This window comes from Rhodococcus sp. 14-2470-1b, from assembly GCF_002259415.1.
Lineage (GTDB): Bacteria > Actinomycetota > Actinomycetes > Mycobacteriales > Mycobacteriaceae > Rhodococcoides.
The window spans coordinates 25,765-48,650 of sequence record NZ_NPFY01000043.1; the positions used below are offsets into that span (position 1 = coordinate 25,765).

General features: G+C 62.6%; 20 protein-coding genes. 13 read left to right on the forward strand and 7 right to left on the reverse strand.

Features of this window, described 5'->3' with window-relative positions; genetic code table 11:
* The first annotated feature begins 96 nt into the window (after positions 1 to 96).
* Positions 97 to 1,266, forward strand: a complete 1,170-nt coding sequence (locus CH293_RS27030) for a site-specific integrase (RefSeq protein ID WP_094721994.1) — start codon at positions 97 to 99, stop codon at positions 1,264 to 1,266.
* Between the two features lie 8 nt (positions 1,267 to 1,274).
* The gene (locus tag CH293_RS27035; protein ID WP_255123009.1) at positions 1,275 to 2,378 is read left to right on the forward strand and encodes a recombinase; all 1,104 of its coding nucleotides are present in this window, start codon (positions 1,275 to 1,277) and stop codon (positions 2,376 to 2,378) included.
* Positions 2,379 to 2,511: 133 nt separating this feature from the next.
* On the opposite strand, the gene CH293_RS27040 is transcribed toward CH293_RS27035, so the two are convergent.
* Positions 2,512 to 3,543, reverse strand: coding sequence for an AraC family transcriptional regulator (locus CH293_RS27040; protein ID WP_054827571.1), 1,032 nt, complete (start codon positions 3,541 to 3,543; stop codon positions 2,512 to 2,514).
* 108 nt (positions 3,544 to 3,651) lie between these two features.
* Here CH293_RS27040 and CH293_RS27045 point away from each other — a divergent pair, with 108 nt between their 5' ends.
* From CH293_RS27045 to CH293_RS27075, 7 genes are all read left to right on the forward strand, one after another.
* Positions 3,652 to 3,972 carry a 2Fe-2S iron-sulfur cluster-binding protein gene (locus CH293_RS27045; RefSeq protein WP_054827572.1) on the forward strand — a complete coding sequence of 107 codons (321 nt, stop codon included), beginning with the start codon at positions 3,652 to 3,654 and terminating at the stop codon, positions 3,970 to 3,972.
* 24 nt (positions 3,973 to 3,996) lie between these two features.
* Entirely contained in the window at positions 3,997 to 5,385 is a 1,389-nt protein-coding gene (locus CH293_RS27050) for a cytochrome P450 (RefSeq protein WP_094721995.1), read from the forward strand.
* Positions 5,382 to 6,590 (forward strand): NAD(P)/FAD-dependent oxidoreductase, encoded by a 1,209-nt coding sequence (locus tag CH293_RS27055; RefSeq protein WP_094721996.1) that lies wholly within the window; start codon positions 5,382 to 5,384, stop codon positions 6,588 to 6,590. The genes CH293_RS27050 and CH293_RS27055 overlap by 4 nt, the downstream gene beginning before the upstream one ends.
* Before the next feature lie 63 nt (positions 6,591 to 6,653).
* Positions 6,654 to 7,412, forward strand: a complete 759-nt coding sequence (locus tag CH293_RS27060) for a transglutaminase family protein (RefSeq protein WP_255123010.1) — start codon at positions 6,654 to 6,656, stop codon at positions 7,410 to 7,412.
* 393 nt (positions 7,413 to 7,805) lie between these two features.
* Entirely contained in the window at positions 7,806 to 8,642 is an 837-nt protein-coding gene (locus CH293_RS27065; RefSeq protein WP_094721997.1) for an SDR family oxidoreductase, read from the forward strand.
* Positions 8,643 to 8,688: 46 nt separating this feature from the next.
* The gene (locus tag CH293_RS27070; protein WP_094721998.1) at positions 8,689 to 9,753 is read left to right on the forward strand and encodes a BtrH N-terminal domain-containing protein; all 1,065 of its coding nucleotides are present in this window, start codon (positions 8,689 to 8,691) and stop codon (positions 9,751 to 9,753) included.
* 76 nt (positions 9,754 to 9,829) lie between these two features.
* Positions 9,830 to 10,384, forward strand: coding sequence for a PaaI family thioesterase (locus CH293_RS27075; RefSeq protein ID WP_094721999.1), 555 nt, complete (start codon positions 9,830 to 9,832; stop codon positions 10,382 to 10,384).
* A 15-nt stretch (positions 10,385 to 10,399) separates the two neighbouring features.
* Here CH293_RS27075 and CH293_RS27080 read toward each other — a convergent pair whose 3' ends face one another.
* Positions 10,400 to 11,893: an MFS transporter gene (locus CH293_RS27080; RefSeq protein ID WP_094722004.1), complete on the reverse strand. Its 1,494-nt coding sequence runs from the start codon at positions 11,891 to 11,893 to the stop codon at positions 10,400 to 10,402.
* Between the two features lie 185 nt (positions 11,894 to 12,078).
* Between CH293_RS27080 and CH293_RS27085 the strand changes: the two genes are divergently transcribed.
* Both CH293_RS27085 and CH293_RS27090 read left to right on the forward strand, forming a co-directional pair.
* Positions 12,079 to 12,783, forward strand: coding sequence for a TetR/AcrR family transcriptional regulator (locus CH293_RS27085; RefSeq protein WP_054827583.1), 705 nt, complete (start codon positions 12,079 to 12,081; stop codon positions 12,781 to 12,783).
* Positions 12,784 to 13,025: 242 nt separating this feature from the next.
* On the forward strand, positions 13,026 to 13,580 hold the full coding sequence (locus CH293_RS27090) for a recombinase family protein (protein ID WP_037190569.1): 555 nt from the start codon (positions 13,026 to 13,028) through the stop codon (positions 13,578 to 13,580).
* A gap of 14 nt (positions 13,581 to 13,594) precedes the next feature.
* On the opposite strand, the gene CH293_RS27095 is transcribed toward CH293_RS27090, so the two are convergent.
* From CH293_RS27095 to CH293_RS27115, 5 genes are all read right to left on the reverse strand, one after another.
* Complete coding sequence (locus tag CH293_RS27095) at positions 13,595 to 14,371, reverse strand: GIY-YIG nuclease family protein (protein ID WP_242640282.1); 777 nt, start codon at positions 14,369 to 14,371, stop codon at positions 13,595 to 13,597.
* Between the two features lie 155 nt (positions 14,372 to 14,526).
* Positions 14,527 to 19,452, reverse strand: a complete 4,926-nt coding sequence (locus tag CH293_RS27100) for a DEAD/DEAH box helicase (RefSeq protein ID WP_094722005.1) — start codon at positions 19,450 to 19,452, stop codon at positions 14,527 to 14,529.
* Positions 19,453 to 19,668: 216 nt separating this feature from the next.
* Entirely contained in the window at positions 19,669 to 20,337 is a 669-nt protein-coding gene (locus CH293_RS27105; RefSeq protein WP_080734182.1) for a hypothetical protein, read from the reverse strand.
* Between the two features lie 81 nt (positions 20,338 to 20,418).
* Positions 20,419 to 21,060: a hypothetical protein gene (locus CH293_RS27110; RefSeq protein WP_052057730.1), complete on the reverse strand. Its 642-nt coding sequence runs from the start codon at positions 21,058 to 21,060 to the stop codon at positions 20,419 to 20,421.
* A gap of 163 nt (positions 21,061 to 21,223) precedes the next feature.
* Positions 21,224 to 21,733, reverse strand: coding sequence for a hypothetical protein (locus CH293_RS27115; RefSeq protein ID WP_052057729.1), 510 nt, complete (start codon positions 21,731 to 21,733; stop codon positions 21,224 to 21,226).
* A gap of 554 nt (positions 21,734 to 22,287) precedes the next feature.
* Here CH293_RS27115 and CH293_RS27120 point away from each other — a divergent pair.
* Entirely contained in the window at positions 22,288 to 22,524 is a 237-nt protein-coding gene (locus tag CH293_RS27120; RefSeq protein WP_037146810.1) for a hypothetical protein, read from the forward strand.
* A gap of 53 nt (positions 22,525 to 22,577) precedes the next feature.
* Complete coding sequence (locus tag CH293_RS27125) at positions 22,578 to 22,877, forward strand: hypothetical protein (RefSeq protein WP_094722000.1); 300 nt, start codon at positions 22,578 to 22,580, stop codon at positions 22,875 to 22,877.
* Positions 22,878 to 22,886: the final 9 nt, after the last annotated feature.

Consider the following 22,886-nt stretch of genomic DNA (forward strand, 5'->3'; position numbering starts at 1 on the left):
GAGAATTTTCCTTCCCGCACCATCTTCGATGAATCGCCAGGTGAGCGTGTTTTGAATCCGAAAACTGTGTCGGAGTTGCCCGATACAGTTCTGCCCATGACAGAACGCCAGCTCACCGGCGGCTCGGCCGCGATTCCAGCTGTCTTGCCGGGCGGTACTGCGGCGGTGTTTCCGGATTTGCCGCCCGAGGTTGCGGCTCGGATCGAGCGATCGATGGCCGCGTCACGCTCCGCGGGGACCCGCCGCGCCTACACCTCGGCGTGGCGACGCTTCGAGACCTGGTGTGCCGTCGCCGGGCACCACGCGTTGCCGGCGCACCCTGCGACGGTGGCTGCCTATCTCGTTGGAGCGGCCGACACACTCACAGTCGAGGGAACGCGGGCATATGCACCGTCGACGTTCGGTAAATGGGTCGCCGCGATCGCCGATAGTCACCGCGCTACTGGCCACGACAACCCGTGCGGCCACGAGATGGTGCGTGCCACCGTTGCCGGTATCCGACGGGATTACGCGTCGGCGGGGGAGCGACCCCGCAATCCGCGTGCGCCTCTGTTGACTTCCGACATCACCACGATCGTCGACCACGCGCGTCGCAGTTCGATCGGGTGGGCGTCGGAGGTCCTCGAACGGCGTGACACCGCGCTGCTGCTGATGGGCTACACCGGCGCGTTTCGGCGGGGTGAACTCGTCGCTCTCGAATGCCGCGATGTCCGCCGCGACCGTCTCGACGGCGCGCACGTACGTATCCGCAAATCGAAGACAGACCAGGACGGTGCCGGAGCAGTGAAGGCATTACCGTTCACCGGCCGCCACGAATCCTGCCCGGTCTGTGCATGGGTGCGATGGCTGCAGATCGTCGCCGCGTTCGACACCGGCGGCAGAGTCGCCGTCATCCGACTGCTCTCTCGCGCAACAGAATTCGACTCTCACGTCTGCCGGGGAACTCTACCTACGGCCGACAGACGATCGCCAGTGTTTCGATCTGTTCGTAAGAACGGAAACATCTCCGATACGCCGCTGTCCGGAGCTGCGGTACATGCGGCGATCCGTCGACGAGCTACTCGAGCTGGATACGACCCCGACACCGTCGCCCAACTCGGCGGGCACTCGCTGCGTGCAGGATTCGTCACGCAAGCCTTTCGCAACGGTGCCGATGCACACACGATCATGCGCCAGACCGGGCACACCATACCCGCAATGGTCGAAACATATGCCCGCGAGCACGCACCTCTGGTCGGCAACGCCGTCACCGAACTCGGTCTATGACCGGGCGCGTGACTGCATCTGTGAGCGGTGACGGGGCGACCGAGGCAGATGCTGACCACGATGACCGCGCCGGTTCGATACGGCCAGCGGATATCGCGAACGCGGCGGTGCCGAAGCGTGATCGGCACACGTGGTCTCTGTTCGAGGACTGGTGCACCGCCCATGACGAACCACCACTGGCGGCCTCTCCGGAGTCACTTGCTCGGTTCCTCCACGCGCACCCCGCCGCGCCGACGACCCAACGCCGCCGGATCGCGGTGATCGACGCCGCCCATTCCCGGCACCTGTTACCCCCTCCGGGTCGCGCGGAGGCTGTCCGGGCTGCACTGGATGGGGCCCGCACGTCGCGCCTGCACGAGCTGGCGGTCGTGATCGGCGGCATCATCGCGCGTCTCCCCGAATCCGGTTGGCCGTCAGCACTGTTCGCGCGGCGAGATGCCCTTGTCCTGATCTTCGCTTCGACCGGTCTGCCGTACACCCAGATCGCGGCCCTACGGCACTGCGACGTCACCGCCGATCCGAGGATCGACGCCCTTCGTATCGACACAGGCCGCGGCGTTCATATCCTCACCTCCCTCGCACTGACGGGGACGGGTATCTCGCCGCGGATGGTGTACCAACGCTGGTTGGAGGTGCTCGGCCATCACACGCGGTATCCGAGCACCCGAATGCTCGCCGACGCTCTCGATGCCGTTAGCGGCACCGGAATCGGAGGATACGACCGGTACGTCGATTCGACCGATCGACAGCCGCTGTCGACTGCGATCGACCGGTGGGGTCACACCCCGTTGACTGCGACCCCGCTCACGTCGCGTGCGGTCGCCGGCATCGTGCGAGCGCACCTGGACGGACGTGCGCCCACCCGCCTGCAGCCCACTGCGCGGTCACAACAGCCGGAGCGGATCGCGGCATCGGATCCAGTACCGCGGGTCGTGCTCGACCCCGGCTACTACGAACGCGGAACGCTTGCGCGTAGACACGCCCACGGTCTTCTCGATGACGTGGACTCTGTCCTCGCTGATGTCGAAATCCGCGCGGACAGCCTGTTGGAAGCACTCGTCGACTTTCTCGAATCGGAGACCACACGCGTGCCGGCTGACACTGTCGAGTGACAAGTGGTTCGTACTCGAGTTTGCACAAACTCTTCGTTCTCACGGCGGCGACGTCTCCGAACTCTCCGCGATGAAGATCGATCAGTCCGCGGACGAACGGAGGCATCGATCTCGACCCTGCGTTCTGTGGGATCTACGTCGAATCCGCGTCGTCCGAGAGTGGCGGGTTTCGGAAATCTTTCGGAGAGCGTCCGGTCCAGCGTTTGAAGGCGTGAGAGAAGTTGGCGAGGTCGCTGTATCCGAGTTCAGTAGCGATCTCGCTGACCGAAACCGATCGGTCGAGGAGCCGTAGCATCGCGTGCTCGTACAGCAGCGATTGGCGCACCTTGCTGTAGGTGGTTCCTTCTTCGGCAAGCCGCCGTTTCAACGTGCTGCTCGACATCGACAATGCTTGTGCAACACCATGGTTGGTTCGCTGTCCGAGGTCCTTCTCCAACAGTTGCCTCACCTTCTCCGTAGATGACATGGACCCACTTCGCTGGGCGAGTGTTCGCTGCAGATCAGCGATAGCGAGTCGATATGCGAGAGGGTCCGAGAACCGACAAGCCTTGTTGAGGGTGTCCTCGGGTACGTGGACGAAGGAAATCGGAGCGTCGAAGAATCGGCGATTCGACCCCGGACCTTCGTCGTGGCTCACCACCTCGGCCGGCTCCGGCCAGCTCAGATGGAGTGTCACCGGCGATATGTCACCGGCGAGCATGTCCAGCAGTCGTAGTAACGCCGACCCACCGTAGGTGATGACCAAGCAGTCCAGTGCGGAATCGCCTGTATGCGCAGTGAGCCCGACGATCAGACCGTAGTCGCCAGTATGGAACTGCGACTTCAACGCCGTGGAGATCAATGGCAGGTATGTCAGGAGATCGACGATCTCGGCGACCGAACCAGCACTGATCAAAGGTGAACTCAGAGGCCCGAACGATGTCAACTGGGCCTGCTCGGCAAACGCAAATCCGAGTCGAGTGGCCTGGGCGATATCGAGTTCGGGGTAGACCTCCCGAAACCACCGTATCGGTGCCTGAACGTCATGCTGAATGAGCGTCGCTTCACTGGTTCCTTCGCGGTGCATGATCGCACGAAGCCGCGCGGCGGCGTCCGGGTCGAGTGCGCGGCGTTCGAGCAACTGCACGAACGCAAGCGGCGGCACACCCTCATCGCTCAGCTTCACGGTGACCCCTTTGACCCGAATTCACAAGTTTATGACTCCACCGAACATAGCCGTCACCCGCGTTCGCGACGACACTTTCCTCAATCACGCCGGAAACGAGGAGTTGACATGGCAGCTGTAACTTTCGTCGCCCACGATGGTGAGAAGCACGAGGCGGCTCTGGTCGAAGGTCGATCGCTGATGCAGATTGCAACCGACAATGCTGTGCCGGGGATCGATGGAGACTGTGGAGGGGAAACGGCCTGTGGCACCTGCCATGTGATCGTCGACCCGCAGTGGTCAACAGAGGTGGGTCTGTCCGGCGCCGACGAGGAGGAGATGCTGGCGATGAACCCCGAGCGTGAACCCACTTCTCGGTTGTCGTGCCAGATGGTGGCCTCGGAAGCGTGGGATGGCCTGATCGTTCGAACACCCGAATTCCAACTGTGATGTGCGAAAGGCAGGCACGACAGCATGAAAGTTTCTGAGTCGATCACCGACAAGGTCCAGTCGACCATCCCGATAGGCCTGCAGATCCAGGGCGCTCATCTCTACGACAAGACCCGACGATGGGTGACTGGAACGAATGGCAAGAAGATCTTCGTCGAAAGTCCCATCCCACCGGTCGAGGATGTCGAGCTCGCCGACATCGACCTCAGTAACCCCTTTCTCTACAGACAGGGGCGGTGGCAGTCGTACTTCGAGCGCGTGCGTAACGAGGCCCCGGTTCACTACCAACCCAACAGTCCGTTCGGCCCGTTCTGGTCGGTCACGCGCCACGCCGATATCGTGGCCGTCGACAAGAACCACGCTGTGTTCTCGGCCGAACCGTTCATCGTCATCGGCGTCCCGCCCCGGTTTCTCGATATCGAGATGTTCATCGCGATGGACCCACCACGCCACGACAAGCAGCGCGCTGCCGTCCAGGGGGTCGTCGCACCGAAGAACCTCCGGGAGATGGAGGGACTGATCCGATCGCGCGTACGGGAGGTACTGGACGACCTCCCCTTGGACGAGCCGTTCGACTGGGTGCAGAATGTCTCGATCGAGTTGACAGCTCGGATGCTCGCAACTCTTCTGGATTTCCCCTACGAGCAGCGCCGCAAACTCGTGTACTGGTCTGATCTGGCGACCTCGATGGAGCAAGCCAACGGTGGGCCCTCGGACAACGACGAGGTGTTCGAGGGCATGCGTGACATGGCCCGTGGTCTCAGCGCTCTCTGGCATGACAAGGCAGCCAGGAGGTCTGCAGGGGAAGAGTCCGGTTTCGATCTGATCACCATGTTGCAGAGCAACGAGGACACCAAGGATCTGATCGATCGTCCGATGGAATTTCTGGGCAACCTCGTACTGCTGATCGTCGGTGGCAACGACACGACGCGAAACTCGATGAGCGGTGGCGTTCTTGCGTTGAATCAATTCCCCGACCAGTTCGAGAAATTGAAGGCCAATCCCGATTTGATCCCCAACATGAATTCGGAAATCATCCGATGGCAAACACCCTTGGCGTACATGCGCCGAATCGCCAAAGCCGACACCGTTCTGAACGGACAGTTCATCCGCAAGGGCGACAAACTGGTGATGTGGTACGCCTCGGGTAACCGCGACGAACGCGTTTTCGAGAATCCTGATGATTTCATCATCGATCGCGCCAATGCGCGCAATCACATCGCGTTCGGATTCGGTGTACACCGGTGTATGGGCAATCGACTGGCCGAAATGCAGCTGCGGATTCTGTGGGAGGAGTTGCTTCCCCGCTTCGAGAACATCGAGGTTGTCGGCGACCCCGAGTACGTTCAGTCGAATTTCGTCCGGGGCATCAGCAAGATGATGGTGCGCCTGACGCCTACTTCCAGCGCATGACATCGCAACGGGCGATCATCGTCGGCGCAAGCCATGCTGGGGCACAACTGGCAGCAAGTTTGCGCCAAGAAGGTTGGACAGGCGACATCGTCCTCATCGGTAACGAGTCTGCCACTCCCTATCAACGCCCCCCGCTGTCGAAGGCATACCTGGCGGGCAAATGCGTACTCGACGACATCGCCATTCGCAGCACGGACTTCTACTCCAAGCAAGGTATTCAGCTCTTGAACGCGCAGGTGGAGGCCATCGCTCGATCGGACGGCAACGTCGTTCTCGACACCGGGGAGAAGCTGGCCTACGACAAGCTCGCGCTGTGCACGGGAGCCCGCCCTCGTCGGCTCACCGTTCCCGGGGCCGATCTCCACGGGGTGTACTACCTGCGCACCGCAGCGGACGTCGAGAGGATCCGTATGGCCACCGGCCCTGGTCGGCGGGTGGTGATCGTCGGAGGCGGCTATATCGGACTCGAGACAGCGGCATCGCTGCGCGCACTGGGCGTACAGGTCACAGTCCTCGAGGCAACTGCGCGTGTCCTCGAGCGGGTCACTGCTCCCGAGGTATCGACGTTCTTCGAGCGGATACATCGCGAGCAGGGTGTCGACATCAGAACGAACGCCATGGTCGAAGGCCTGTCCGGTGACCGTGAGGTTCGTGAAGTCAGCTTGGCCAGCGGAGAATCGATCCCCGCAGATCTGGTCATCGTCGGTGTCGGCGTCGAGCCGAACACCGACCTCGCCGCCGATGCGGGTCTTGCCATCGACAACGGCATCGTGATCGACGATCACACTCGGACCAGCGACCCCGACATCATGGCGGCGGGGGACTGCGCGAGCCACGACATGGCCCGTTACGGCCGTCGACTACGGTTGGAGTCCGTCTCGAGCGCAGGAGAGCAGGCCAAAGTCGCTGCCTCGACCGTCTGCGGGAAGTCCAGGAAAATCGAAGCGTTGCCGTGGTTCTGGTCAGATCAGTATCACTTCAAGCTGCAGATCGCCGGCCTCAACACCGGATACGACGAAGTGGTTCTCAGCGGTGACCCCACCCGCGACAGTGACTTCAGTTGCTTCTATCTCCAGGCCGGTGAGCTCATTGCCGCCGACTGCATAGGTCGCCCGCGCGAGTTCATGTACAGCAAACGGGTGATCGCCCAGCGACTCCCCGTCCAACGCGAAGACCTGATGCTCGGCGGACTCGCGCGCAACTGACCGATCCTTCGGTCGTTGTGCACACAACAGCAACCGGTTTGCTCACAGAAGGAAACATCAGCGATGACCTTGACAGACCGCCCGCCCGGGGCACATACGAAGCAGCCACCACACGCGTACCTGGGAGCAACTGACTTCCTCGACATCGAGCACGAATCCGTGCGGGAGTTCACCGCCGCGGCAATCGGGGATGCGAGCAGCGACCGTGACAAGGCCAAACGCCTCTTCGCCGCCGTCCGCGACAAGATCTGGTACGACCCGTACACCGTGTCGGACGATCCGGCCCACTACCGAGCGAGCTTCGTCCTCGAGACCGGGCGCGCATACTGCGTCCCGAAAGCGGTGCTCTTGACCGCAGTATGCCGGGCGGCGGGTATCCCGGCACTGCTCGGCTTCGCCGACGTCCGAAATCACCTGCAGACCGAGGCGTTGCGCGCGCTGATGGGCGGCACCGACCTGTTCGTCTACCACGGCTACAGTCGCCTCTACATCGAGGGCCGGTGGTTGAAGGCCACGCCGGCATTCAATGTCGAGTTGTGCGCTCGTTTCGGCGTGCCGCCCGTGGAATTCGACGGCGATCGCGATGCTCTCATGCATGCCTTCACCGCAGACGGAGCTCAGCACATGGAGTATGTCCGCGAGCGAGGAGTCTTCGACGACCTACCCTTGGACGCGATCTTGACGGTGCTCCGGCACGCCTACGGCCCCACGATCTTCACGGGCGCTCACCCACTCGATGATGTGTTCACCGGCCGCACCCGATCACCGCACCCGGCCGTACGAAACTCCGGGGATCGAAACCCGCCGCGGGAGTCTCGATGAACCCAAGCGGGGAGAAAATACACCCTGAACCCCGTATCGCGGCCGACTGCCGATCGATCGGAGCCCTCTCCGCGACAACCGCCGGTCGTGAACACTCGGACTACCTCGGACACCTTCGAATTGGGTGAGCCGATACCTGCTGGCAGAGCTGTGCCACATGACTCTCTCGTCGGCGTGGCCGTGTTCTGGCCGACACCGGAAGTAACCCGAACAGACGAGACCCGCTCTTCCGCTCCGGTTGTGGCTGCGCGCGATCAACGACCGATCCGAACGCCTCCCCAGGGCCGAGACGCCGCGCGATACCCATATCCCTCTTCCGTGTGCGCAGCCGCTACCGCGAGAGCGGGCCGAACGGCGTATCCCGATGTCGCATATCTATGCAAGGAGCGCAGCATGATGAACAACGCACCTCACACCCCCGCCAGGACGGTGGCGATCACCGGTGGAGCTCGCGGCATCGGCTATCAGACAGCGAAGGAGTTGATTCGACGAGGCCACCGGGTCGCCATCGGCGACATCGACGAGGCACGTGCGAAGGAGGCCGCCGCCGAACTCGGAGTGAAGATCGTCACCCGACTCGACGTCACCGAACCTGACTCGTTCACAACGTTTCTGGACCTGGTCGAACGTGAACTCGGACCCCTCGACATCCTGATCAACAACGCGGGCATCATGCCTACCGGCCACGCCCACGAAGAGGACGATGCAGTAACCCGGCGGCAAGTCGAGATCAACGTCCTGGGTGTCATCTTCGGGACCAAACTGGCTCTTCAGCGAATGCTGCCGCGCCGCACCGGACACATCATCAACACTGCGTCATTGGCCGGCGAGCTCGCGGTACCTGGCTTGGCGACCTACTGCGCTACCAAGTTCGCAGTCATCGGATTCACAGAGGCCGCACGACTGGAGTACCGCAAGTCAGGGGTTCGACTGTCCACAGTCCGGCCGACGTTCACCAACACCGAACTCGTCGCCGGAACCGCCGGCGCAAAGGGATTACGCAACGCCGAGCCGGAGGAGATCGCCCGCGCGACAGCAGATCTGATCGAGAATCCACGCCCCTTCGTCCGCGTCACCCGTCTCGCAGGCGCAATGGTCGCGGCGGTGAAATTCGTCCCCCGGCGGTTGGCGACCGGACTGGGTGCGGCCCTGAACACAGACTCGGTGTTCCTCGCGGACGTGGACATGGATGCTCGCCGAACGTATCTCGACAGAATCCAGAACAGCTGAGTGTGCCGACACGCACGCTCGACCACCCACCCGAAAGGCAGTCACAGTGACCCACACGACTCTGATCGAGAACTATCCCCACCGGATGGGAGGGCACTGCGGGTCAGGTGCAATGCGAGACCTTCTCCATTGGCACGGTCTGGGATGGGACGGACCACCCGACGAGGGGTTGGTGTTCGCACTGGGTGGTGATCTCGGTTTGTCCTACCTGCGATCGGACGACCTGGTCCCACCGATGTACTTGGTCGGCCGCGGCGCCGACTTCGAGATCGACTTGCCGCGCAGGCTCGGCGGACAAGTCGAGGTTCTCACGACCGACGATCCCGGTGAGGGATGGTCATGGGTTCGCGACGACATCGATGCGGGACGACCCAGTCTGGTCTGGGCCGATATCGCTGAGCTGCCCTACTTACGGGTGAAACTGCAGATGAGTCGCCACGACATCGTGGTGATCGGCTACGACGAGATCGGGGGGACTGCCTCGGTCGTCGACAACGATCGGGCCGACGTGCAGGAGATCCCGCTCGATGCGCTGGCTCGGGCGCGATCTTCCACCTCGTTCCCACAACCGACACGTCACTGCACGTACCGAATCGCATGGCCGCAGACACTGCCGCCCGTGTCGACTGCCGCGGCTGCGGCCTTTGCCCGATCCGCCGCCAGCATGCGCTCCCCATCGACACCGGGAATAGCCGACCGCGTACCAGCGGCCGGTGCCGAAGGATTGGCCGCGGTCGACCAGCTGGCAACCGACGTGAGGAGCTGGGTCGACCTTCCGCCCGATGACCTCGAGACGCTGCTGTTCAGTCTCGGTGTCTTCATCGAAAAGGCCGGAACCGGCGGCGGGCTCTTTCGTCGGCTTCTCGCCGACGGCTGTACCGAAATTGCACGTCTGACCGGTGATCCCGCTACCGCAGACCTCGCGGCGGCCGCCGATCACTGCGCCCAGGCCTGGACCGAAACTGCCCGCGCCGGAACACAACGCGGTCTCGATGCACGAACACGCGCAGCTGCGGTGGCCGTGTCGGCTGCCAGACTGCCTGCACTCGAGCTGATCCTGGCGGAGTCCCTGGAGTCTGCTTCACGCTCGCTGTCCGCCATCACGAGATGATGCCCACCGTCGTTCGATGGCGCGCGAAGACGCGACAGACTCGGCACAGTTTTTCTCACGACAGAGAGGTCCGACCATGAAGAGAATTCCGGACGAGGTCAGCGGGTCGGCCGGCCCCACTATCGAGAACTGGGTGCGCTCGTTCTGGGGCACGACTTCCGAGTCGCCTGATTTACCGCCCCACCACCCCGACTGTCTTGGTTGTGGGCCGGAGAACCCGCACGGCCACGCCCTGTCGGTCCAGCGTGACGAGAACGGCGTGGTGGCTCACCATGTGTTCGATCAGCGTCACGTCGGGGCACCCGGGATAGCACACGGCGGCGCGGTGGCGACCGTTCTCGACGATCTGTTCGGCTTCCTGCTCTACACAGTGGGTGAGCTCGCAGTGACGCGGCGTCTCGAGCTCGACTATCTAGCGCCGGTTCTGCTCGGCACTCCCTACGTGTTGCGTGCTGCCGTTCGGTCTCGTGATGGGCGCAAACTGGATCTCACGGCCAGGATGGACGATGCGCAGGGCCGCTCGGTCGCCACCGCTACTGCCCTGTTCGTGGTGGTCGAGGTCGAACACTTCATGCAGTCCCAAGCCCGAGCTCAACTCCGGGCCACAGACACGAATCACACCGAAGAATAGACACCCTGGCCGACCTCATCGACGTCCATCACCCGCGGTGGCTGTCGTTCGGCTGCGTCTACCTGGCGCAACGACGGCGAGCACGAGTGCCCCAGCGGCGGTCAGGGCCGCCAACGCCAGTGTCGCCTGACCACTTCCATGTACGAATGCGGCTTTGGCGAACTCGGCCAGCGGCTGGCCAGCTGGTCCTGCGCGGTCGGCGACCTGCAATGCGGCGGCCAGAGAATCGGCCACCGGACCACGGGCTGGCTCGGGTAGCTGGGGCAGAGCCGGCTGGATGTGCTGAACGTAACCGGCCGCGAGCACGCTACCGGCTACCGCAATCCCAATCGCGGCACCGATTTCGCGAGCCGCGTCGTTGACCGCGGCAGCCACCCCGTGCTTGGCCTCTGGAGTGTCCGAGACGATGGCGAAAGTCGCAGGAGCGGTAGACAACCCCAAACCCGCGCTCATGATGAGCAGGGGCCACAGCAGGTCAGGGTAAGTCGCAGCGACGGTCAGTCTGCTCACCATCACCAGTCCCGCCGCGATGGTGAGCAGACCTACAGTGGTCATCACCCGCAGCCCAACAATGTTCGACAGCCAGGGTGCAATCACCGAGATCACGATGAGCGGCACGACCATAGGGGTCAACGCCAACGCGGCGGTGAGCGGTCCATAACCAAGAATCAACTGCAGATACTGCACCAACAGCAAGAACACCCCGAAGGTCACCAGAAATTGGATACAGACAGACAGCGCGCCGGCACCGAAACCACGGCGGGCGAACAACCGGACATCGAGTAGCGGTGCCGAGGAACGTAGTTCTACGACGACGAACACCACAACTGCGAACAAGCCCACCGCAGTGCTGATGGCGACGAGCGAATCCGACCAGCCACGGGCCGGAACCTCGATCACAGCGAAGACGATCGCCCCGACTGCGACAACGACGGTCACAGCGCCCACCCAATCGACCGGTGGATGCTCCTGCTGGCGGGACTCCGCGATACTGCATGCCAACCCGGCCAGAACCGCTCCGGCGACGGTCAACCCGACGAACACCGAGGTCCACGACCACTGCTCGAGCAGCACTCCAGCCCCGAGGATGCCCAGGACCGCCCCGGATCCAGCAACCCCGGCCCACACCCCTACAGCGCGACCGCGATGCGCCGGTGGAAATCCCGCGGTCAGTATCGACAGCGTCGAGGGCATGACCAGCGCCGCACCCGCCCCAGCCAACGCGCGAGCAGCGATCAGCCACGCCGGGTCAGCAAGAAACAAGGGCAATGCCGACGCGAAAGCGAACAACGCCAACCCCGCCACGAGCACCCCCCGGCGACCGTAACGATCACCGATCGCACCGGCAGGCAGAACGAAGCACGCCAATACCAACGTATAACCGTCGACTATCCAGGTCAGTTGAGCTTGCGTCGCCCCTGTCGCGACCGCGATCTGTGGCAACGCTGAATACAATGCCGCCATTGCGGCCACCACCAACGCGACCGCCATGCACGACACAATCAACATCCACCACTGGGCGCCGCTCCATCGAGCGACGCCGGCAGAGTCGGATCCACGTTCGTTCAATGGCCAGCCTCCCAGTTCGAGACTGATCGTCTCGGTGCGAGACTATTAGTATCATAACTCTGTGGGTGTGACAGAATGGTCATGCGAGGAGATATTCTGTCAGTCAAATGGAGCGGAGCCCGTTCATGGTCGACCCTCTCGTTGCAGCCGAGGGCCCGGCCGATCCCCGGCTGGCGCGCTCACGTAACCGGTTACTCGAAGCTGCCGGTCAGCTGCTGTCCACCGGCGGTGTCGAGGCGGTCACCGTGGAGGCGGTCACCCGCATGTCGAAGGTTGCGCGTGCCACGCTGTACCGACACTTCGGAAGTACCACCGACCTGCTCGCGGCAACCTTCGAGCGACTACTACCCCCAGTCGACACCGATATCGATACCGGTCCGCTACGCGAACGTCTGATTTCGTTGCTCACCACCCAAGCCGACCTCATCGACCAAGCTCCGGTGCAGATGACCACGCTGGCGTGGCTGGCGATGGGACCCGTCAACAGCGGCGACGCCAGTCGGCGCGATCTCGATCCTGGCGCGGTGGTCTCACTTCGGGCACGTGTCATAGAGCAATACCGCAAGTCCCTGGATCAGATCCTGACGGCCCCTGACGCCCGCGATGTGCTCGGCGAGCTCGACACCACCTTCGCCCTCATTCAGCTCCTCGGACCGATAGTGTTCGCTCGCCTTACAGGACTGCGTCACATCCACACCGACGACTGCATCCGCATCGTCGACAACTTTCTCGCCGCCCATGCCACAAGTGTCGGATCGAGCACTTCGCGCGACAATAGTCGTACGTGGCCGGCCACGACGCCAGACCCGCAGTTCAACGAAGGCCAGTAAGGCTTGATGGGAAACCACACCATCACTGCGCTAACCAGTCAGGGATCGCGGCGCTCATCGGATGCAACCTAACGTGGGCATAAAGAACTCAGAGTTGCAGGAGACTTCTGAAATCGTGCAGCCGACTTCTGAAACTGACACCGGTGCGGAAGCGACCAGCCCGAATGTCGTGCCAAAAACGTGAGCTAAACCGATCGTGTCAGAACCTGCCGTGTCAGTGAGTTGTGGCAGTCTCTAGCCCTGTGGGGCACAAATACGGATACGCCAGGGTTTCGACCACTGATCAGACACCCGCGCTACAGAGCGACGCTCTGACTGCGTTCGGGTGTGAACGGCTCTTCGTCGACACTGCGAGTGGGTCCACGACCACGAGGCCCGCGCTCGACGAGCTCCTGGCCACCCTGTTGCCCGGAGACACCTTGTGCGTGTGGCGGCTCGACCGGCTCGGCCGTAACCTCCCGCACTTGATCGAACTCGTGACTGAGCTGAAATCCAGGGGAGTGGGGTTCGCATCGGTCACCGAACAGATCGACACTGCCACCGCCGGGGGTGAACTCATCTTTCACATTTTCGGTGCCCTCGCCTCGTTCGAGCGGCAGCTGCTCCGCGAACGCACGAACGCTGGCCTCGCCGCCGCGCGCGAACGCGGCAAGATCGGTGGCCGGCCACCCGCACTGTCGACCGCCAAGAAGCGTGAAGCCACCCGAATGCGTAACCAGGGCAGCACTATCGGCGACATAGCTGAAATCCTCGGAGTGAGTCGGCGAACCCTGTACCGCCATTTTGCGCAATCCTAGAGCTGAGGGGAGAACTACGCGGTTGGCACTCCCGCTCCGACCTCGACGGAATCACTCGCCGGTGACGCCTCACGCTGCGCCTGAGCGCTGGCCAGCTCACGGGCCTCTAACACGTTCAGATCTTCGCCGGCTTCGTTCTTCCAGCTGATGCGTCCATTGTTGCTTCCACCTACGAGCACTGCGCCGGCAGCGGATGGACTGTCGAAGAGCTCGTCGTCGCGAAAAATGAAAGCGTCATCTTCGATCGTCGCGCGGCCGCTGGCGATAAGAGACTCGCGGGTAGTCCTGACGCGCTCGGTAGCTGCGCCACGTAGATCCGGTCGGCCACGGGAACCTCGTTGCACAACAATGCCTTCGGAAGTCAAGTATCCCTGCGCGTCGCATCCGGACTCACGGAAGAACAGAGGCTGGTTTGGCGATTCTTCACCTGCTCTGGATTCACCCTTCGTTGGACGAATCGAATCGAGGATCGGTGCACCAAGGGTGGTCAGCAGGACGGAGATCGTGTCCAGAAACTCGTGGCAATCCGCCTCGAGCGGTGCTGGTGTGAACGGGTTGCTCGCATCGTTGCCATTGGTCAGCGTGTACCGGTCTGCGCGTTGGGCGGTTCGGATCGACAACCACTCCAGATAGGAGACGTGCGTGGACGTCCATTCATTGGTCAACGACACTGCAACCATCGCGCGGGTCCAGTTCTTCTCGCCATGCTCACCTAAGCGTTTACCGACGTTCCCGGTCTGGCCGATGTACGCGGTCCGCTCGTCATCGCTACCTCCGAACAGGTAGTACACCCCGACCTGCGTCGATGCCGGTAGCTTTGCAAATTCGCTCAGCAGCGATCGCGGGATGTCGAAGACCCGGACAGTCCTAGTGGTCAGGCTCGCGACCCGAATACCGGCGGGATCCCCACCGGGTAGATAGATCTGGATTGTCTGAGCCCGGACCATCAGGCAGCCTTCTCGATGTCGAGTTCGCGAACGATGCGCATGGTCTCGACGGCGACGGTGGTGACTTTCTTGATCAGTTCGACTATGTAGGTGGGGTTGTCGTGCTCGTCGCACCATAGGTTCGGATCGTTCACGATGCCCGATGGCTTGTCGGTCTTGACCTGGTAGCGGTCGATGATCCATGCCAGCGCTGACCGCGAACCGAGCATGTACTCCTCGGCTTCGGGTGGAATGCCGGTGAGGCTGACCTTCGAGTTGTAGACGATTGCGGTGTGGTCGGACTTGTTGCGCCACTTCAGTTTCTGTACTCGCCATGTCTCACGATCGTGTTCGTCGACACCGGCCTTTATCTCGACATCGAGTGGGTAGGGATCGACGTCCTCGTACTGCATATGAAGGGTGCCGAGCTGCTCGCCGGCGTTAGCGAGCTGGGTGAAGCGCTCCAAGCTTTCAGGGGTGGGGATGTGGGGGAGCATTTTCTTCAGATCCGCCGCGTACGTCTCCCGGTAGCCGGGGACATGCAGCTGCCCATACACCGACCAGAAAACCTGATCCTTGGTCACCGAAGCGTCAAGCGCGGTCCGGTAGACCTCGAGGATCTCATCGGTGATGTTGTCCACCCGCCGGTAACCCCACTCATCGACCCCAAAAGTATCGGCCGTCGATCCGAAGTCGAACCCGCCGCCCGCAGCACCGTCGATGCGTTCGTAGGTGTAGCGAGGGAAGAACTGACCAGTGTCCAGGAGGTGCAGGTTGGGAATCAGATTGGTCGCAAATGGAGTGAAGTCGAAGTGTGATGCCGGTCCAGTCAGAACGATGCCGTAGTTCCGGTGGTGGGGCGTTGGGAACATCGAAGGGAGCCTGCCAGGGCGGTCATTCAGGGACTTGTCGAAGTAGACATGGCTTCCTTGGAATGGCCGGTAAGCGCTTTCGCGGTATGCAGAAGTCTCTTCGCGAATGACCCTGCGCGCGTCGATAGATGACAACAGCGAGCTGCTCCACGAGATACTTTGGGGATCGCGGTTCACCACGTCCTGAAGGCGTTCGTTCCCCCGTTGAGCCTCTGCGCGATGAAGTTCCGCTTGATAGAAGGTGAGCGTCCTGCCGACCTGTTCGTGGAGCGAGTTCAAGGAGAAGCTGTAAACCCAGCTATCTCGGTTGGTCTTAAGTCCGCCCGAGAAAGTTCGGAAGACGACGGCTCCCGTAGCACCGCGGCTCGCGATCGCCGGCCATGAGCTGAAAGCACTGTCTCGCTGGCTGATCCAGTCGCCATGCGCGTTCGGCTGCACACTCTGCCATTCGAGGTTCTCGATAGTGCTCGTGTCAACGAGACGGAGTTTTTCGGCGCGGTCGAGATAGTCGCCGATATCTCGGTAGTGGATCTGTACGGGTCCTGTGTGCTTTTCGTTCTTAACACCGACGAAAATGACGATGGTGGAACGGCTTCCGGAGCCGAACACCTTGCCGCCTTCTCGTCGGGAAAGTTCGCCGGCTGTGCGTTGGTTACCGCGTAGATTGTAAATCCACAGGTGGGCGAACTCGTCGGCCATGCTCAGCCGCACTCCTTCGGCCGTGTTGCCGTCGATCCATCCTCCGTTGGAGACGAATGCGACTATTCCGTGGTCGCCGACGCGGTCGGTGGCCCATCGGTAGGCGCGGTAGTAGGAGTCGTAGAGGCTGTTCTTGAGCTGCGCCGTCGAGCGGCCGGCGTAGGTCGCGGCGATACGGGCGTCGAGAGTGGGGTAGCTGAGGTTGGCGTTGTTGTCGTTGGCGCTGTCCTGCCCGACCGAGTACGGCGGGTTACCTACGATGACATTGATCGGGGCTTCGACCTGTTTGACGATGCGGTCGTTGTTCTGCGGGAACATGATCGCGTCCATACTGTCGCCGTCTTCGGAGATCTGGAACGTGTCGGTGAGTACGATTCCCTCGAACGACTCGTACTGTCCGTCCTCGCCATTTGGGGTAGCCAGAGCGTGATAGGTGGTCTCGATGTTGACTGCCGCAATGTAGTACGCGAGAAGCATGATCTCGTTGGCGTGCAACTCTTCCCGGTACTTGCGTGCAAGGTCGTCGGGGAGAATGAGCCCGGATTGCAGGAGTCGGGTGAGGAAAGTGCCGGTCCCGGTGAACGGGTCGAGGACATGTACGCCGGTGTCGGTGAGGCCCTTCCCGAAATGCTCCTTCGAGACGTGGTCTGCGGCGCGGAGGATGAAGTCGACGATCTCGACGGGGGTGTAGACGATGCCGAGAGCGTCGGATTGCTTCTTGAACGCAACACGGAAGAATCGCTCGTACAGCTCGGCGATGACCTGCTGTTTGCCTTCAGCGCTGGTCACTTCGGAGGCCCGGATGCGCACCGAGTCGTAGAACGAGTCGAGACCGTTGGTCTCCGATTCGAGGTTGGCGTCGCTGAGAGTGTCGAGCATCTGCTGCATGACGATCGAGACGGGGTTGTGCGCGGCGAAGTCGTGGCCGGCGAACAGGGCATCGAACACCGGCTTGGTGATCAGGTGTTGGCTGAGCATGCTGATTGCGTCGTCGCGGCTGATGGAGTCGTTGAGGTTGTCACGTAGTCCGGTGAGGAACCTCTCGAACTGCTCCGTCACTTGGGAGGATGCACCGCTGAGAAGCGCGTTTATGCGGGCGATCTGGGCGGCGGCGATGTCGGCGACGTCGGCGGCCCATTGTTCCCAGTAGACGCGTGTGCCGACCTTGTCGACGATGCGGGCATAGATAGCTTCCTGCCACTCCGAGAGTGCGAACAACGCCATCTGCGACGCCACCCCACCACCGCCACCTTCGCCGTTGTCCTGCTTCGGATCCGTGTCCGGGGTGGGGTGTCCGTCGCCGATCGTTTCGTCGGAGTCGGTGGTCGGGCCGATGTGTCCGCCGAGGAGGCGATCGTTCCCCTGGCCGGCTTTTGCTTGTTTTGTGGTGGCGTTGAGGGCGATGGAGTTGACCATCGCGTTGAACCGATCATCATGCGCTCGAAGGGCGTTGAGGACCTGCCACACCACCTTGAAGCGGCGGTTGTCAGCGAGGGCCTGCGACGGTGACACTCCGGCGGGCACGGCGACGGGCAGGATGATGTACCCGTAGTCCTTTCCGGGGGAAAGGCGCATGACGCGCCCTACGGACTGGACGACGTCGACGACGGAGTTGCGGGGGTGCAGGAACAACACGGCGTCGAGGGCCGGGACGTCGACGCCCTCGGACAGGCAGCGTGCGTTGGACAGGATGCGGCATTCACCCTCGGGGACTGGCGCTTTGAGCCAGGACAGTTGCTCGTTGCGCTTGAGAGCGTTGAAAGTGCCGTCGACGTGGCGGGCGGAGACGACGAGGTCTCGGTTGGTGGCGTCGACCTGTTCGCCGTCGTTCTCGTTTTCCTCGAGGAGGGCGCGGTAGGCGTCGACTACGTCGGGGAACACTTCGGCGACCTGCTTGGAGGCGGCGATGTCCTTGGCGAACGCCACGGCCCGTTTCATCGGGGGTGCGCCGATCGCGAACCCGTCGCCGTCAGGGGAGCGGCCGGCGCGCTTAGCGAGACCGTTCCAGCAGCCGACGATCTTGGAGGCATCGTCGAGTTGGAGTTCGGCGAAGTTGCCGGCGAGCTGTTTCTGCATAGGGGCTGCGACGAGGTCCTCGTCGACGGTGAGCACGATGACTTTATAGTCGGTGAGCAACCCGCGCTCGACGGCGTCACCGAAGGACAATCGGTGCATCTCGGGGCCGAAGATGTCGATGTCGTCCATCGACGACAACTCGGCGGAGTGGTCGGCGGCTTTTTCCTTGACGGCGTCGTCGAAGATCCGGGGCGTGGCCGTCATGTACAGCCGCCGTGATGCTTTGAGGAACTTGGCGTCGTGGACGCGGACGAAGTTCGATTCGTCCGCGCCGGCGACGGTGACACCGGTGGTGCGATGCGCTTCGTCGCAGATCACCAGATCGAACGCATCCACCCCCAGTCCTTGCGCCGCAGCGACCGTCGGCAGGGACTGGTAGGTGGTGAACACCACGGTCAGTCCTTTGGAGCGTTTGCGGTGCGCCATGTGCGATGCGAGGTTGTCGGGGTCGGTGGTCACCGGGATCGCGACGTCGACGGTGCTGTAGTCCTCGGCGGAGCGGGAGACTTTCGAGTCCGAGCACACGGCGAACGCGCGAATGTCGAGCTGGGTTTGTGCGGTCCACTCTCGGAGTGTCTGCGAGAGCAGGGAGATGGAGGGGACGGCGAACAGGATGCGTGCACTGCCGCCGGCTTCGGCTGCCGTGCGTTCGGCGATCTTGAGTGCGGTGAACGTCTTTCCGGTTCCGCAGGCCATGATCAGTTTCCCGCGGTCGTTGCCGGCGGAGAATCCGGCGAAGACAGCGTCGATCGCCTCGACCTGGTGTGGGCGGGGTTCGTTGCGGATCGCTTCACTCAACTCGACCGTCAGTTCGCCCTGCGGCCATGCGATGTCCCAGTCGATCGGGGCTTCGGCGATCTCGGCCAGACCGATCCGTTGGACGGGGATGGTCTGGTGGTTGATGGCGTCTTCGGCGTTCTTTCCCCACCGGTCGGTGGTGGAGATGATCACGCGGTTGGTGAACGACCGATCCCCATCGGCGGTGGGAAATGTTTGTCCGGAGGCGGTGAAGAACGAGTCGAGATCGCCTTTGCTCAACGTGGTGGTCGGTTCGTAGAACTTGCACTGGATCGCGGTGTAGTCGCCGGTGTCGCGTTCGCGGGCGACCAGGTCGATGCCGGTGTCGGCCTTACCTTGACGGTCGGGCCAGTCGATCCACCGCCACACCTGCTCGTACTGCTGCGCCAGCGTCGGATCGAGCTCGAAGTATCGAACCATCAGCTGCTCGAACTTGGTGCCCCGCTCCGAATTCGACGGCTCACCGCGGAACGCTTCGATAACCTCGTGCACACTCGCCATGACTACCGAAACCACCTCAACGTCGGGGACGATCAGACCGAGTATGCCGCTTACATCGACGACAACCGCCATCCACGGGGACTCTTCGGCGTTTCGGTCACTGAAGAGGTCGTGGCCCAGCGGAGTCTTCCTGGTCGAGCCGCAGACGCAGGACGCTCCGGTGTCGAATCCTCGAGTGCGAAGGGGCGTGCCGCCACGAAGCCTGCTCGGTCGGAGTCAGGATTGTTCGCGCGCGGCGGCCTGGACAGCACTGGCGAGTCCGGAGAACGAACATTCGACGGGATCGTGCGAGAGCAGACTGCTCAACACAATCGACTTCTGCTCCCCGAACGTGGAGTTGAGGCGCTGGGTGGACATCACGTAGAAGTCCCACTGGTCTAGGTCGAGCGGGTCAGCGGTGGCCCGATCAGTCTGTTTGAAGACGCAAAAGACGTAGACGTCGGCCTGCCGCTTCCGTTGCGCGGCAATTGTGTTCGTCGTCGCGTCCCAGCCGTTCGTTGGCTGGATCCCGAAGCTGATCGTCGACAACCTCTCCTGCTTCCAACTTTGCAGGTACGCAGACGATTTCACCTCGACGCGAATTCCCCCTTCGGTCAGTAGATCAGAAGCATCCCACTCCACTCGGACTCCATCGGCTACGCATCCGAGTGCGAGTCCGACGATGTATTCGGCGAGAACACCGCGTTGGGCGTTCCCGATGAGATCCGAGCACGCCCAACGCCAGAACTGGTGAAGATCCGATCCGATCGACTGCCCCTGCTGCGTGAAGGGCTCGTCGCCACTCTTCGGTGCTGTCACGAGTGAGTCGAAGCGGTTCGTGAGCTCGATCGACGAGCATTCGGCCACGTCGGCCGCATACCGGGTCCCGTGGTGGTCGTGCAGCATCGCACTCGATGGGTCGACATGCCGATGAACTCGAAATCGATGGCCATGAAAATTCTCCCTCGATCGGACAGGTGAACGGAACTAGCTCTTCCGAGGTCTACTCATGTGCCGCCAGATCGAGTGGTCGAGTGCCGACACCGGCATGTCCATTCGCCTCGCAGCGTCGGTCACCAGCCGTGAGACTTCTTCGCTCCCGAGTCTGCGACCCAACGCCTCCACCACGAATCGAGTGACGAGAGTGTCGGCTTTGACGCCGTCGTGGCCGACCAGCATGAGGAAGTAGTCCCACGTCACCGGGCCCAAGCCGCGAGTTCCGCAGTACGCGGCTCGCTGCGCTGCCGAGTCCCGATCGATGTCGGATGCGTGGCGCGCGCCCGACGCTGCGAGCCGGCCGGCAGCAGAGACGATCGCCTCAGCCTTCGGCACACCCCCGGTCTTCTGCTTATTGCCGAGCACCGTCTGAAGCCACTGCGGGTCGGCCTCGCCCAGTACACCGAGGTCGTCCCAACTTTGCCTGCCGGACTCGGCCTTGTACCGCTTGATCGCGCCGCGTACGCCCGTGTCGGCAGAGACTCCGTAGACCGCTCTGATCGACAGGACCGCATCGATCAACGCCAATTCCACATGCCCCGGCCATCCGTCCGGGGCAGCGTGCATCTCAGTGATCTCAGCCGTGAGGTAACCGACGAGCACCTCGACATCGCCTGCGTCCGTCGTCGCCATTTACGGTGGATCCCTTCTGGGTCGATGAGAGCGGACGTTACCGGCCAGCGCCGACCTATTTACACAGATCTCGTCATCGACGCCCACAGTCCGTCGTACGGGCGAGGGTAAGGCAGTCGACACACGTTCCGGTGCCGCCTGCGACAGTCAGGCGGACGTTCGGCTATCCGCGGATGACGATCTCGATGGCGTCGACATCGACGTCGTACGTCTTCGCCAGACCGGCCTTCGCCTGCCGGATCGTCAACGCGGCGACCTCCGTCGTCGGTGCTTGCGTACTCGTGGACTGATCGTCGAATTTCTCGAAATTCGCATCCGCCAGGTCGATTCCCAGATCGTCCAACGTGGTGTACCGCACCGGATTGCGGTCACCCGTCCAGACATCAGGGACGCTGATGTGGGCGTACTCGCTGAACTGAATCTTCCACCGGTCGGGCCTATCGTCCGTCGCGGGAACCAGCCGAGAAATCCGCCCCACCAAAAAAGCGCTCCCATGATCCTCGGTGCCGTCCGCATACGCCTCGACGTTGTGTGCATTCTGCGTGCACACCACGTACTGGCACTTCCTGGCTCGCGCTGCATCCAGTTTCCACGACTGCGACCCACCCTCACCCAGAATCGAGTCGAGGCTCTTGCCGGTGAACACTGCCACTGTGTCTTCGTTGGTTGTCATGCCGAGAACGTAGCAAACTATCCAGCTTCGTGGCACGAACTATAGCTAGTTTTATTAATAGTCTGAAGCATCATGCCTGTTGGAGCACGCAGAAGTATGCCTCACCAGCGAGCCTCGCGGCGCTACCGAGCGTGGTCGGTCCCCGTCGCTCCCGCACAGTTACCCGAAGTGCTCCACAGGTGGAAGGTTGCCATCTGACGACATCGACGAGCGGTCGCGCATTCCGCCTGCCGGCGGTGCCGGCCACCTGCGGTGTCCCCTGAGTGGAGCTCCGCTGCGCTCCGCACCGTAGAAGAGCATCGTTCTTTCGGGCATCTGGCTGCCATCGAGTCTGCGTCACCCGTGCCCGCCTTACCCACCCCTGACTCCGCGATGCTCCGGCCCTGCGGGCGCCGAGAACTTTTCACGAACGCCTCCGGCTGAAAACTTCCCGGCCCAGGGGCAGGACGCCGTTCCCTTGCGCCGCCTACTCTCCCCACGCCAGATGACGGCGAAAGAACGCAGGGGAGGACGCAACACCGACCCGGCACGAGTTCCGAAGGGCAGCAACAGTTATGACCGAGACCACGAACACCGACGCCGTCACCTGCATCGCGGACGGCCCCGACTGCACCGGCGACGTCGAATACCGGGACGCACTGTCCGGGACCGGGGTATCGCATCCGAGGTGCGACAAGCACTGGCAAGGCCGTCTCGACCTCGAGGACGACCTCCGCCGCCGTTACCCGGCCCACGCACCCGCCGACTTCGACCCCACCTACGCAGGCGAGCACTGGGACGAGGACTACTGACCCGCCACGCTCACTACCCCCCATCCGATCGACCAGACCGAGGAGCAGAAGCCATGACCACCAACGACATCGACGACTACTGGACCACCTACGACAAGGCCCTCGACGCGGCCGCAGAATGCCGGAGCGTCGAATCGCTGATCGACACCCTGAACCGCTACTACCCGCCCTCGTCCGGAGTCGCCTTCTTCCCCAACGGAGCCGACCGAGACCTACTCGGCACACTCACCGACGCCGGACACTTCGATACCGTCTGGGTCCACGCGGACTACCACTTCGCGCTCCGTGACGGCCGCGGAGACGGATTCACCTACATCGAAGGCGACATCGTCCGCGGAACCTCACGCCGGTAAAACACCCGC

Coding starts and splice junctions, on each gene's coding strand:
- CH293_RS27030 (WP_094721994.1), top strand. CDS start 97: ATGACAGAACGCCAGCTCACCGGCGGCTCGGCCGCGATTCCAGCTGTC.
- CH293_RS27045 (WP_054827572.1), top strand. CDS start 3,652: ATGGCAGCTGTAACTTTCGTCGCCCACGATGGTGAGAAGCACGAGGCG.
- CH293_RS27050 (WP_094721995.1), top strand. CDS start 3,997: ATGAAAGTTTCTGAGTCGATCACCGACAAGGTCCAGTCGACCATCCCG.
- CH293_RS27055 (WP_094721996.1), top strand. CDS start 5,382: ATGACATCGCAACGGGCGATCATCGTCGGCGCAAGCCATGCTGGGGCA.
- CH293_RS27060 (WP_255123010.1), top strand. CDS start 6,654: ATGACCTTGACAGACCGCCCGCCCGGGGCACATACGAAGCAGCCACCA.
- CH293_RS27065 (WP_094721997.1), top strand. CDS start 7,806: ATGATGAACAACGCACCTCACACCCCCGCCAGGACGGTGGCGATCACC.
- CH293_RS27075 (WP_094721999.1), top strand. CDS start 9,830: ATGAAGAGAATTCCGGACGAGGTCAGCGGGTCGGCCGGCCCCACTATC.
- CH293_RS27080 (WP_094722004.1), bottom strand. CDS start 11,893: ATGTTGATTGTGTCGTGCATGGCGGTCGCGTTGGTGGTGGCCGCAATG.
- CH293_RS27085 (WP_054827583.1), top strand. CDS start 12,079: ATGGTCGACCCTCTCGTTGCAGCCGAGGGCCCGGCCGATCCCCGGCTG.
- CH293_RS27100 (WP_094722005.1), bottom strand. CDS start 19,452: ATGGCGAGTGTGCACGAGGTTATCGAAGCGTTCCGCGGTGAGCCGTCG.
- CH293_RS27105 (WP_080734182.1), bottom strand. CDS start 20,337: ATGCTGCACGACCACCACGGGACCCGGTATGCGGCCGACGTGGCCGAA.
- CH293_RS27110 (WP_052057730.1), bottom strand. CDS start 21,060: ATGGCGACGACGGACGCAGGCGATGTCGAGGTGCTCGTCGGTTACCTC.
- CH293_RS27115 (WP_052057729.1), bottom strand. CDS start 21,733: ATGACAACCAACGAAGACACAGTGGCAGTGTTCACCGGCAAGAGCCTC.
- CH293_RS27120 (WP_037146810.1), top strand. CDS start 22,288: ATGACCGAGACCACGAACACCGACGCCGTCACCTGCATCGCGGACGGC.
- CH293_RS27125 (WP_094722000.1), top strand. CDS start 22,578: ATGACCACCAACGACATCGACGACTACTGGACCACCTACGACAAGGCC.